Genomic DNA, 12,368 nt, shown 5'->3' with positions numbered 1-12,368 from the left:
AGTATAACCATTTTTAATAATTCATTCAAGTGTTTATTTGAATGAGTAAAAAAATTCATAAAAAAAGAATTGGAGTACCCAATTCTAATAACAAAATAACCAAACTGCATAAGACTTTAAGTACATAACATTATCTGGCCAATTAATGGAATAGGACTGAACTATTTGTTCTCTTCCGATAGCTTTCTATATAATGAAGCCCTAGACACATTTGTAATTTCACAAATTTGATTTACAGTCATATTTCCTTCTTTATATAGCTTTACTGCATAATTCATTCCCGCATGATTTTTATGATATTTCTTTATCCGACCTTTAAACTTTCCTTCTTTCTTAGCCAGCTCAATCCCTTCACGTTGACGCATACGGATAAGATCTCTCTCTAACTGGTTAACACCAGCCATTACTGTAATTAAGAATTGGCTGTATGGATTATCCTCTGATAAATCTAGCCATGTATCCTTGAGTGATTTTAAGCTGGCTTTTTTCCTTCGTATGTAATCGATCAATTCAAATAAATCTTGTGTACTACGAGTAATTCGAGTTAAATCTGTAACATAAATGGTGTCACCATCTTGTAAGTCCTCTAACATTTTTTGAAGTTGCTCACGTTCCTTCGTTGCCCCAGAAACTTTTTCTTCGTATATAATATCCATTCCGAATTCGCTTAGCTGCTGAAATTGTCTTGAAGGGTTTTGACTAGTTGAACTGACACGTACATAACCAATTTTCCGCAAAATATCACCTCACTTTTGAGACAAGTCTTATGAGACGCTAGATCACAGCAATCCACTTCAAAATAAATGACTTGATGAAGTCGCTTCAGATCATAGAAAAACCCTCATTTCGACGTCGAAATGAGGGTTTTTCTATGATCTGAAAAGATGCTGTCTTAGGACATCCTCTCTTCTTTTTTTAGGTTACAAATAGTTCAATGGGTTGACACTATTCGCTGCAGAATAACTGCTGTATTTATAACTGTTTTTATGAATCTCAAAGTGTAAATGATTTCCGAACGAGTTTCCTGTATTCCCAACTGTTCCAATCTTCATACCTTTAGAGACTGTCTGACCACTTTTTACCGAAAGACTATTCATATGAGCATAAACGGTTACGTATTTTTGATTCTTTAGACTATGTGAAATCATAACGTGTTTACCATATGCACCGCTGTTTTTAGAGGTAGTGACTTTTCCACTCGCAGAAGCATAGACAGGTGTGCCTTTTGTTGCAGCTAGATCAACGCCATTATGGAATGTATAACCGTAAGCGCCATTAGATTTTCCGTATCCTTGGGTCAGCCTCCCTTTAGTAGGAGAAGCAAAAAGAGACTCATTATACGTCATTTTTTTTGCAACGTGGCTCTTATATTTTTTTAGGTAAGAACTATAGATATACCGTGTGTTCCCTTTGTAAAGTACTTTTGTCCAAGCTCCTTTTTTTCCTAAATAAGAAAAAGTCTGACCAGTGTTAGTCACGCCGACTATATTGTAATTGAGAGAAGGACCAGTCCGAACACGGAGATTGTCTGTCTTTACTTTTACTTTATATGCACTACTTGCTTCAACTTTTGGGCTATGCATTGAAAAAGTTGTTGTGAGTAAGACGCTAGAAGCGATAAGTATTACCTTGTTTTTCATTAGTTGTACTCCTTTAAAGATAAAGATACGGTGACAAACGATTTGTTAAAAGGAGTATAGCATCACTATATTACAAAAAAGTGTATCAAATTCATTTCAAAAATTGATACGAGATTTAATCAAAAAATGCATAGTTTTTTCACAAACAGATTTTATGTTTAAAATTAAACACATTTCTTTTTTATACATCTTAAAAAAAGATTTATTTTTTAGAGTTCGGGAGGAATTTGATGGAGTTATCTTTTTTGTTAGCTTTTGGAGCAGGGTTTTTATCTTTTATCTCGCCATGTTGCCTAGCTTTGTATCCTGTTTTTCTATCTTACATTACAGGAATTTCAGTTACAGAGTTAAAAGAAAATAAAAAGTGGAACTGGAATGGTGTTCCCCATACATTCGTTTTCTTACTTGGATTTTCGAGCGTATTTTTAGTGATGGGTTTTTCAACGTCATATTTGGCTGATTTTTTTATAGTGTATAAAGATGTTCTACGGATGAGCGGTGCACTTATTTTATTCATATTCGGTGTTATTTTAACTGGTCTGTGGACCCCAATATTTTTACTTAAAGAGCGAAGAATGAACTTAGGAAAAAGAAAGCGTGGTTATATCGGAACGTTTATTGTCGGAGTCGGATCGGCTGCTGGATGGACTCCTTGTACAGGACCAATCCTCGCTGGAGTTATTGCTTTGATCGCCACGAATCCTAGTAATGGATTTTTATATATGCTCTTTTATGTACTAGGTTTTTCTATTCCATTTTTCTTGATGTCGTTTTTGGTCGGGAAATCCAGATACTTAATGAATTATTCTTCAAAGGTTATGAAAATAGGTGGCTGGTTTATGATTTTATTAGGTATCATATTGTATTTCGATGGTCTGACGAAACTAACTACAATATTGATTGATTTTACAGGGTTTAGAGGGTTCTGACGCTCTATTTTCTATTTCGAAAGGAGATGCATCGTAAATGTCTCGTGAAAATGTCCTGATAATGGGAGTAGAGGAAAACTGGAAAGTGATGGAGAACATAAAACAACTTAAACCTGTAAGTATAGATATTCATATTTCTTCAAAAGAAGGATGGGTTCGAAAGCTATTTCCTGATTTTAAATATTTTGATTCATTTTCAAAAAAAGAATCAGAAGAAGGGTATATTAGTAATCTGATTGAATATTGTACTTCTCAAGAAATAGGCTGGATTATCCCTTTAAGCGAACAAGAAGCATCTACGTTATCAAAACATAAGTTGAAAATGAGAAAAAATAACGTAGCGTTTATAACATCCTTTGACTGGGATAAAACAGTACTTCATGATTCATTTTCGGTTCAAGGTAATACTTTCACTTATTCTTTTGACCAGATAAAGAATGCGCCTGAAGGTGTAAAGGTGGGGAAAATTGATGCATATGTCGATTATCGATCTAGTGAAGTGATTTGCTGTTTTATGAGAGAAGAGTATGAACGGTACCAAGATACTGTTCTTTCATACGAGGTGTTTGCCAACTCGATTTTAGAGGAGTGCGTAGCAATAATTGCTCAAAGGCTTAATATAAAGGGTTCTTTTTCTTTCGATTATCAACGTGATTCGGAGGGAATGTATACGATTACAAAAATAGAATGTTTCATGACGCATTCTACTCGTGAGGCTATTTTTAGTGATTATGATTTCGCTAATTATTTGTGGAGCAATATTCAAGGAATTGTCCTTTTAAAAGAATCAAATGATAAAAGCTCTTTTGTGTATCGCCTAAATGAAGAATACTTTCTTTTCTAAATCTCAACAGTTTGTTTTTATATGTAATCATCTTAAATGAGAAAGGTACTTTATGAATAAACTTTCATTTAAAATAACGTTATTTTATTTTTTCGGGATTCTCATGATTTTCATTCTCTCATCTGCTATTGTATACAACATTCTTGAGCATCAACAAGTAGAAAGTGAACTGGAGAGCCTTCAAGAGAGAGGCAATAGTCATCGAGATGTTCTTTCCACTAACTTCGACAAGCAAACAGTTGAACACGTTGTTTTAATGGAGGAAAAGGCGATGACTGATGTGATTATCTTAGACAAAAATAATCAAGTCGTCGATTCATCTAACGACGCTGAACAATTTTTGAACCCGGATTGGATTCAAAAAAAGGATGGAATCGTAGAAGGTAATTGGAGAGAGGGCAAATTTTTAGTGACGGTGAGTAATATTGAAGATGGCGGTCAAATAATCATGTTAGAGCCGACGAAGTATATACAGCATTTGATGGGGGAATTGAAACAACAAGTAGTGTTCTCTCTATTCTTGTTAGTACTTTTTCTATTAGTAAGTGTTTATTTTTTGAGTTATATCATTATAAAGCCACTTTTATCAATGAAAGAGGCAACGGTAAAGTTAAGTAAAGGCGAGGTGCTGAAAATTAGAGAAGCTGAGAGAAGCGACGAAGTAGGAGATTTAGCACGAGCGATCACTAAGTTATCTGTTGATTTACGTCACATTCAAAATACAAGAAAGCAATTTCTGACTTCAATCACACATGAATTGCGTACGCCGATTACCTACATCAAAGGATATGCAGGACTCCTCAAAAAAGACGAATCGAGATTTGGAGATATTATCTATGAGGAATCCGAAAGACTTCAAGAACTGATTGAGGATTTGTTTGAACTTGCTAGATTGGAAGAGCCACATTTTCAAATAGATCCTCAGATCACAGAGATGAATGATTTCTTAAAAAAAATCAGTGAAAGAATAATTTTTAAATTTGAGGAGAAACAAGTGAAATTAATTCTTCAAATTAATAAAACTCCCATCTACAAAGAGATAGACCAAGCTAGATTTGATCAGGTTCTCTTAAATTTACTGGATAACGCGCTAAAATATACACATGCGAACAAACGCGTATTTTTAAAACTTGATGAAAACTTTATTGAAGTTACGGATGAAGGTGGTGGTGTGGATGAGCAATCACTCCCGTATCTTTTTGATCGTTTTTATCGAGTAGATTCTTCACGAAATCGTGAAACAGGAGGTACTGGGCTCGGTTTGGCTATCACGAAAGAAATAGTTGAAGCGCACAAAGGGACCATCGTAGCTATTAATGTAGAAAACGGGCTGAAAGTTGTCATTGACTTGAGGGGGATTCCAGGATGAGAACCATTGCTTTGGTAGATGATGAGAATCGAATGTTAGAACTAATTGAACTCTATCTGCAAGACAGTTATACCTGTATTAAGCTGAACAGCGGAAGAGAGATATTGAACTTGATTGATGTAGATGAGCCTGACTTAATCATATTGGATGTGATGATGCCTTTAATGGATGGTTTTGAGACCTGTCAAAGGATAAGGGAAGTTTCGAATGTACCAATCATTTTATTGACAGCACTCGACGGAAAAGAAGAAATCGTAAAAGGATTACAACTGGGAGCAGATGATTACATTGTGAAACCGTTCGACGAGTCGGAATTGAAGGCAAGAATTCAATCGATTTTCAGACGAACTACAGTTTCTTCAGGATCAAAAATCGAATCGTCGGGTCTAATCTTAAATGAAGACGCCCATGAGCTGTATTATGATAATCATTTAGTCAAAGTCACGCCAAAGGAATTTTCATTACTTGCTAAGTTATTAAAAAATCCAGAACGTGTCTATTCAAGAGAGGAACTGCTCTCAAGTTTATGGTTAGCAAATGAGTGGACAGATGAACGAACGGTCGACTCTCATGTAAGAAACTTAAGAGAAAAACTTAGGAAACTCGAGTTTCCTATTGAAGAACACTTTCGCACAGTATGGGGAATTGGTTACAAGTGGGTTCCTTAAATAAGGAGAAATAAGACAAGAGAGGAACGGTTAAAAAACCGTTCCTCTCTTGTTTATCGTTTATTCTGCAGATAGTTCGTCTTCAGTCACCCATTTATGATTTTTCACTTCTTCACCTGTAGTCGATTCGAAATCAATCATATACACTGTTGTTTGCTTAGCTGAGTCGATAGTGGCCGTAGCATCCTTCATTCCTTTCATATGATCCGCGTCTACTTTTACTTCATCGCCTACTTCATAAGGAGATGACTTGGCATCTACAATCTCTTCTTGAATAATCCATTTATGATTCGTGACGCGTTTCCCGCCATTTGTAGGGTCATAAGAAATGCTATAAGCAGTCGTATCATAAGCTCCTACAATTTTAGCCTCGGCCCCTTTCATGCCTTCCATATGTGCTTCTTTGATCATCGCCATGTCGCCTACTTTAAATTTAGGGTTTTTAGCCTCTTGGAGCCCTTTCGGAACCTCTTTCGATCCAGACATGTCCATCGTCGAATGATCCATACCGTCCATATTTTTATCCATGCTTCCTGTTGATTTAGAATCATCACCATTGCTTCCGCACGCAGCGAGTGCTAAAGAAAGCGAAGCAGCCATAGTTGTCATAAAAATCTTTTTCTTTAATTTCATAAAAATTACCTCCAATTGTTTTTTTATGCTTTCCATAGACTCTATCACATAAATTTGCAGAAACATTGCAGAGAGCAGAAAAGTAACACATTGAAAAAAACTATAAAATTCATGGGTGGAAAGACATATTTTTTTCACAATCATTCTTTAAGTTAAAGATAATAATTAATTGAAGGGAATGATCCATGTGAAGAAAAGATGGTTAATCGCAACTATCGGTATCTTTACTCTCATGATTATAGTGGGCGGTTCGTATTTACTTTTTATCCGAGGTACTATGCCAAATAACAAACAGCACATGAAATCTATGATGAATGGAGGGAACACTACTACAAATCAGACTATGATGGAAGGTATGGGACATGGCGCGAGTGTCGATTTAAAATCAACTGAAGAAAAAGAGCGACGATTGAACATCCCTAAGATGCTAAAACCCGATCGTGAAACCAAGAATTCCATTCAATACACGATTGTCGCTAAACAAGGGGAGACACAGTTCTTCCGAGATAGTAAAAAAACTGAAACTCTAGGATATAACGGAAATTATTTAGGTCCTGTAGTGGAATTGAAAAAAGGAAAAATGGTAACAATCCGTACGGTGAATCGCTTATCAGAAGCGACTACATTCCATTGGCACGGTCTTGTTGTACCATCATCCGTAGATGGCGGACCACATCAAGTCGTGAAAGCTGGTGAAACGAAGGTAGTAAAGTTTAAAGTGAAGCAAGATGAATCGACATTGTGGTTTCATCCACATCCAATGGGGAAAACTGCTGAACAAGTATACAAGGGGTTAGCAGGATTGTTGTACGTAAAAGATGAAAAAACTAAAGAGACGATGCTACCTCAAAAATATGGTGAAAATGATATTCCATTAATTCTTCAAGATCGAAAAGTTAAAAACAGGAATGTCCTTGGATATGCTGATGTAGAAAAAACAGATGGGGCTTTAGGCGATACCCTCCTCGTAAACGGTACGATTAATCCATATTTCAACGTAAAATATTCGCAACTTAGAGTCAGATTGATAAATGGCTCCAATGCACGTAACTACGTAGTGAAGCTATCTGACGGTTCATCCTTTAAAAAAATTGCTGATGATGGTGGTTACATCTCAAAACCGAAAAACGTAAAGAAAATTGAATTAAGTCCAGGCGAACGTATAGAGGTATTGGTAGACTTTTCAAAAAGAAAAATTGGTGAGACTGTTTCATTTGAGACGAATGGAGTAAGGGTCGTTAACTTCAAGCTGAAGGATAAACAAGGGACGAACCTAAGTGCATTGGCGCCGAAAAGTGGATATGAAAAGCCGCTAAAGACCTTGTCTACAGTGAATCAAAAGTTAACTCTTTTCGGGATGGGCAAAAATGTTGAAATCAATGGGAAAAAGTTTGATGAGAAGAGAATCGATATTAAAGCGAAACAAGGAGAAACCGAAATTTGGGAGGTCTATAATAAAAAAGACATGATGGGTGGAATGACTCATCCCTTCCACATTCATGGAGTCCAATTCAAAGTATTAGAGCGAAACGGACAGAAACTGGATAATCAAGAAGCAGGTCTAAAAGACACTATCGCTATAAAACCAGATGAACGAGTTAAGATTCAGATGACTTTCAAGGAAAAAGGGGTATTCATGTACCATTGCCATATCCTTGAACATGAAGAGAACGGAATGATGGGTCAGTTGAAAGTGGACTAAAAAATAGGTGAATGTTTTCATCTTTTTTTCACAAACTAAGGAAATAGGCTTTGTGTAAGTCAAAAAAGACGGAAAATGGAGGTATTTTAGAATGAATACTGGACAACAAGAAATCTTAGGTGCCCTACACAACTGTATAGTGACTTGTAATGAATGCTTTGATGCGTGTTTGAGTGAACATCATGTTTCTTCGATGGCAGAGTGTATACGTCTAGACAGAGATTGTTCTGAAATTTGTAGTCTTTTAGTACAAGCTATTTCTCGAAACAGCAGCAATATTGATGTTCTTGCAAGAAGCTGTGTTGAAATTTGTGAAAGATGTGCCGACGAATGTTCGAAACATGATCATGATCATTGTAAAAAGTGCGCTGAGGCCTGTAATGAATGTGCAAAAGTCTGTCGTAAATTAATTGCTTAAAGCGAAGTGTTAAAAATGAAGGAGCATCTATGTCGCCATGCCGAAAAAGGTATGAGCTAAAAAGCTGATGCTCTTTCATTATTTATAAGCACTAAGATACTTAGTTATGAAAAAGTTCATAACCCTTATAGACCAGTAGTATGGTGAGAGAAAATAAGGATACATAGAGGATAACGATCAAACTCTTCATAAACACTTTCATGAAAATCAACTCCATTCTATAGGTTGAATTGATTATATAGAAAGTTCGTGAAATTTATGAGGAAATAGACTAACAATCATTTATTATTAAAAAATTTTAATGTAAGAGGTGGTGACTAGGATGGATAAAATATTAATTGTTGATGATGAAATAAGAATGAGGCAATTATTAAGACTCTATCTAGAACCAATAGGATATGAATGTAGTATGGCGAATGATGGGATCGAAGCTTTAGAGAAAGTGAAAAAAGAAACCTTCGATTTGATTTTATTGGATGTAATGATGCCAATGTACGATGGATTCGAAGTATGTAAGAAAATAACGGATTCTCACCCGGAAGTCCCTATCATCATGATAACGGCTCTAAATGATGCTGAATCCATCGTCAAAGGACTAGATGCTGGAGCTACAGATTATGTCACAAAGCCGTTTAACGGGGACGTACTTTTAGCAAGAGTTCGGTCTGTCATGAGAAGGAAAGCAAAAGAACCCGTTATCTACCACGGACTTACGTTCGATGAGAGCAACAATTTAATTTTACTAGATGGCAAGTCGATTGACTTTACACCAAAAGCACATGCATTACTGCGACTATTCCTTCAACATCCTGGAAGGCTGTTCAACAGACTAGAGCTTTATGAATTCGTTTGGTCTTATACGTCAGAATCGGATCCGAGGACAGTTGATTCTCATATTAAGATGATTAGAGAAAAGTTAAGAGAGTTAGATTACCCGATCGATAGGCATCTGAAAACAATTTGGGGGAGAGGATATCGTTGGAGTGAGAATGAAACGAAATGACACTCTTACTATAGGAGCAAAAGTGTCATCATAAAAATCATAAGGGAGTCGGTGTCGGCTTCGAGTATCCATCTTTATATGAAGAATCGATTGCAGAACGAATATCTTTAACCGATTCTCCGTCCCGTTGCTTCAAAATAGACTTTACAGCAATCTCGAGACAGGTGCTGCATGTCGTTCCGTGACTTGTCCATTTCACCGATCCATTCGTCGCGTTTTCTTCTATAAAGCAATCATAATTATTTTTATGATTGACTGTTTCACCGCAACCGCAATAGCAAGGTATTTTCTCTAGTAGTTTACGATTTTTCCCTACAGCTTGATAAACATTTCGTACATCTTCAGGTTGAGTTTTTAAAAACGTGGGAAGTATCAACGATGATGATGTTTCTTCAATCTTGTCACCGCCCATATGTTTCGCATGATCTACCTCCTTTGAATGATTGGGAGTAGAAGACTTCATCGGGGATTGAGCACAGCCGACCGCAATCAGGGATAGGCTAATAAGACTTACGCTTTTTAAGAGTATGTTAAGTTTCACGATTGGATTCTCCTTAGAGATAATTTTGTAGGTGCATAAAACAAAGCTTTTTAATTGCGTTTTTTGTATTAGCTCATTTGTCTGTTCACGATAGTACCTATTCGTTCATTTGACCATAGTCTTCATCAGTTCAGTTAATTCATGAATTGTCATCAATCATTTGATGTCTACCTCGACCTTGTCCTTTAATTCTTTTTAAAGTTTCAGTACTTGTGATTTTGGCGCTAAATAGTCCTATTCAAACAAATGGTCTCATTTTTTAAAATATATCCTATACTTGTATGATAATTTTTATTTTTTAGTGTGTCAAAATACATTTTATATTTATATATATAAGTTTAACTGGAAGTAAAAACGAGATGTAGCTCTATATAGTCATGATCTCTCTATATACACCATACAGGTATATAGTACGTAAAAGGAGGTTTTCTTATGAATCACCATATCCATCACGAACATACTCATCATGAAGACCAACAAATGAGTGCTTCACATCATGAACATGAAGGAATGATCGGAGACTTCAAGAAAAGATTTCTCGTATCGTTAATGTTGACCATTCCAATCCTGCTACTTTCCAAAATGATTCAAGAATGGTCGGGTATCAACATTAGCTTTCCATATGACGACGTTGTTTTGCTTTTGCTATCCACAATTGTCTACTTCTACGGTGGATGGCCGTTCTTAAAAGGTAGCTTAGACGAAATGAAACAAAAAAATCCGGGGATGATGATGTTGATCGCTTTAGCGATTAGTGTTGCATACTTTTATAGTGTGGGCATCATCTTAGGTCTAGGAGAGGGACATGACTTTTTCTGGGAGTTAGCAACGCTCATAGATATTATGCTTTTAGGACATTGGATTGAAATGAAGTCAATCATGGGCGCGTCTAACGCGCTACAAGAATTAGTCAAATTGTTACCCAGTATTGCGCATCGAATTGATGATGAAAAAATAGAAGATATTGCGGTGTCGGAATTACAGACTGGTGACGTGATTCTGATCAAACCTGGGGAGCAAGTTCCAGTTGACGGTAAGATAATAAAAGGAGCAACAACAGTTGATGAATCGATGCTGACAGGTGAATCTCTTCCCATCGAAAAGAAAATGGACGACAACGTAATTGCTGGCTCCATTAATCAAGAAGGAAGCTTGACTGTTGAAACGAAAAATACAGGTGAAGGCACGTATTTATCGAAAGTGATCGAATTAGTCAGCGAAGCGCAGGCATCTAAATCTAAAACACAAAATTTAGCGAATCGTGCAGCAAAAATTCTCTTCTATGTCGCTGTTTTTGCCGGTGTGTTGACATTTATCATTTGGCTTGCATTAGGATATCCGCTCAGCATTGCTATCGAACGTATGGTGACTGTCATGGTTATTTCGTGTCCCCATGCACTAGGACTTGCAGCGCCATTGGTCGTCTCTGTCTCGACGGCGCTGTCTGCTAAGAAAGGTTTATTGATTCGAAATAGGACGCAGTTTGAAGAGGCACGGAAATTAGACGCCATTATTTTTGATAAGACAGGTACTTTGACGCAAGGTAATTTTGGTGTGACGGATTTGATGCCGGTTGATGAAATTTCCTCAAACGAACTACTTCGTCTAGCAGCGGGAGTCGAACGTTCATCACAACATCCTCTTGCTAAAGGTGTAGTAAAAAGAGCAGAAGAGCTACAACTATCACTTCCATCGATTGAAGATTTTATGTCTATTACAGGAGTCGGATTGGAAGGGAAAGTAGAGGGTACGTTAATTCGTGTAGTGAGTCCTCGATATATTCGTCAAGAAAAAATAACGGTTGATGAGCTCGCTTTTGAAAAATTATCTGAAGAAGGAAAGACTGTCATATTTGTATTGAAAAACAAGCAATTACTAGGAATGATTGCACTTGCTGATTTAGTAAGAGAAGAAGCGAAAGAGACTGTGACTGCTCTTAAAAATAAAGGCATAAATTCAATCATGCTCACTGGTGACAATAAAAAGGTTGCACATTGGGTTGCCAAACAGTTGGGTATTGACGAAGTTCATGCAGAAGTTTTACCTGATGATAAATCAAGACAAGTAAAGAACATTCAATTGGAAGGTAGGAAAGTAGCCATGGTGGGTGATGGCATTAATGATGCACCCGCACTGGCACAAGCTGACGTAGGGATTGCGATTGGTAGTGGAACCGACGTGGCAGTCGAAACCGCTGATATCGTACTGGTCAGAAGTAATCCGAAAGATGTTCTCTCTATCCTTGAACTTTCCCGAAGCACTTATAACAAAATGATTCAAAACCTATGGTGGGCAGCTGGTTATAATATTATAACAATACCACTAGCAGCCGGCGTTCTAGCTCCCTATGGTGTGATCTTATCCCCAGCCATTGGGGCAGTACTAATGAGTCTTAGCACCGTCATTGTTGCTGTAAATGCTAGAACGTTAAAAATATGAAATCATTTGAAGTGATTTCAGAACTTATTAGTAGCCAAGCACTGGATTTAATCGCGTGTAAAAAGTCTATGAGTATTCGAAGACTTTTTACACGCGATTTTAATTTTATTAGAATATATGATGATGATTTATATAAAGAACAAATTTTTATTGCAATCATTATATAAAACGGTCGTTAAACA

General features: G+C 36.7%; 12 protein-coding genes. 8 read left to right on the top strand and 4 right to left on the bottom strand.

Features of this window, described 5'->3' with window-relative positions; genetic code table 11:
- Positions 1 to 161 precede the first annotated feature (161 nt).
- Both KNQ09_RS16400 and KNQ09_RS16395 read right to left on the bottom strand, forming a co-directional pair.
- Positions 162 to 737 (bottom strand): recombinase family protein, encoded by a 576-nt coding sequence (locus KNQ09_RS16400; RefSeq protein ID WP_017474137.1) that lies wholly within the window; start codon positions 735 to 737, stop codon positions 162 to 164.
- Between the two features lie 183 nt (positions 738 to 920).
- Positions 921 to 1,640 (bottom strand): peptidoglycan DD-metalloendopeptidase family protein, encoded by a 720-nt coding sequence (locus tag KNQ09_RS16395; protein WP_029343438.1) that lies wholly within the window; start codon positions 1,638 to 1,640, stop codon positions 921 to 923.
- Positions 1,641 to 1,870: 230 nt separating this feature from the next.
- Between KNQ09_RS16395 and KNQ09_RS16390 the strand changes: the two genes are divergently transcribed.
- From KNQ09_RS16390 to KNQ09_RS16375, 4 genes are read left to right on the top strand one after another with little or no spacing between them, the layout of a single operon-like run.
- On the top strand, positions 1,871 to 2,569 hold the full coding sequence (locus KNQ09_RS16390; RefSeq protein ID WP_034786404.1) for a cytochrome c biogenesis CcdA family protein: 699 nt from the start codon (positions 1,871 to 1,873) through the stop codon (positions 2,567 to 2,569).
- A gap of 37 nt (positions 2,570 to 2,606) precedes the next feature.
- On the top strand, positions 2,607 to 3,413 hold the full coding sequence (locus tag KNQ09_RS16385) for a hypothetical protein (RefSeq protein ID WP_050678844.1): 807 nt from the start codon (positions 2,607 to 2,609) through the stop codon (positions 3,411 to 3,413).
- Positions 3,414 to 3,465: 52 nt separating this feature from the next.
- On the top strand, positions 3,466 to 4,782 hold the full coding sequence (locus KNQ09_RS16380) for a sensor histidine kinase (protein ID WP_050678843.1): 1,317 nt from the start codon (positions 3,466 to 3,468) through the stop codon (positions 4,780 to 4,782).
- Positions 4,779 to 5,450, top strand: coding sequence for a response regulator transcription factor (locus tag KNQ09_RS16375; protein WP_214859075.1), 672 nt, complete (start codon positions 4,779 to 4,781; stop codon positions 5,448 to 5,450). Before KNQ09_RS16380 ends, KNQ09_RS16375 begins: the two co-directional genes overlap by 4 nt.
- 60 nt (positions 5,451 to 5,510) lie before the next feature.
- Here the strand turns inward: KNQ09_RS16375 and KNQ09_RS16370 are convergent, their stop codons facing one another.
- Entirely contained in the window at positions 5,511 to 6,083 is a 573-nt protein-coding gene (locus KNQ09_RS16370) for a YdhK family protein (RefSeq protein ID WP_029343434.1), read from the bottom strand.
- 187 nt (positions 6,084 to 6,270) lie between these two features.
- On the opposite strand from KNQ09_RS16370, the gene KNQ09_RS16365 reads away from it, so the two are divergent.
- The 3 genes from KNQ09_RS16365 to KNQ09_RS16355 all read left to right on the top strand — a co-directional run bounded on the left by KNQ09_RS16365 (position 6,271) and on the right by KNQ09_RS16355 (position 9,206).
- Positions 6,271 to 7,785, top strand: coding sequence for a multicopper oxidase family protein (locus KNQ09_RS16365; RefSeq protein ID WP_214859074.1), 1,515 nt, complete (start codon positions 6,271 to 6,273; stop codon positions 7,783 to 7,785).
- A 91-nt stretch (positions 7,786 to 7,876) separates the two neighbouring features.
- On the top strand, positions 7,877 to 8,203 hold the full coding sequence (locus KNQ09_RS16360) for a four-helix bundle copper-binding protein (RefSeq protein ID WP_071908772.1): 327 nt from the start codon (positions 7,877 to 7,879) through the stop codon (positions 8,201 to 8,203).
- A 322-nt stretch (positions 8,204 to 8,525) separates the two neighbouring features.
- Positions 8,526 to 9,206 (top strand): response regulator transcription factor, encoded by a 681-nt coding sequence (locus KNQ09_RS16355; RefSeq protein WP_050678842.1) that lies wholly within the window; start codon positions 8,526 to 8,528, stop codon positions 9,204 to 9,206.
- A gap of 37 nt (positions 9,207 to 9,243) precedes the next feature.
- Here the strand turns inward: KNQ09_RS16355 and KNQ09_RS16350 are convergent, their stop codons facing one another.
- Positions 9,244 to 9,747, bottom strand: a complete 504-nt coding sequence (locus tag KNQ09_RS16350) for a PCYCGC motif-containing (lipo)protein (protein ID WP_050678841.1) — start codon at positions 9,745 to 9,747, stop codon at positions 9,244 to 9,246.
- Between the two features lie 432 nt (positions 9,748 to 10,179).
- Here KNQ09_RS16350 and KNQ09_RS16345 point away from each other — a divergent pair, with 432 nt between their 5' ends.
- A complete protein-coding gene (locus KNQ09_RS16345) occupies positions 10,180 to 12,186 on the top strand; it encodes a heavy metal translocating P-type ATPase (RefSeq protein ID WP_058266060.1) in 2,007 nt (668 codons plus the stop codon).
- Positions 12,187 to 12,368: the final 182 nt, after the last annotated feature.

This window comes from Exiguobacterium sp. s191, from assembly GCF_018618955.1.
In the GTDB taxonomy this organism is placed as follows: Bacteria; Bacillota; Bacilli; order Exiguobacteriales; family Exiguobacteriaceae; genus Exiguobacterium_A; species Exiguobacterium_A abrahamii.
Note: the sequence above shows the minus strand (reverse complement) of the source record. Positions and strands in the feature narration are given on the sequence as shown.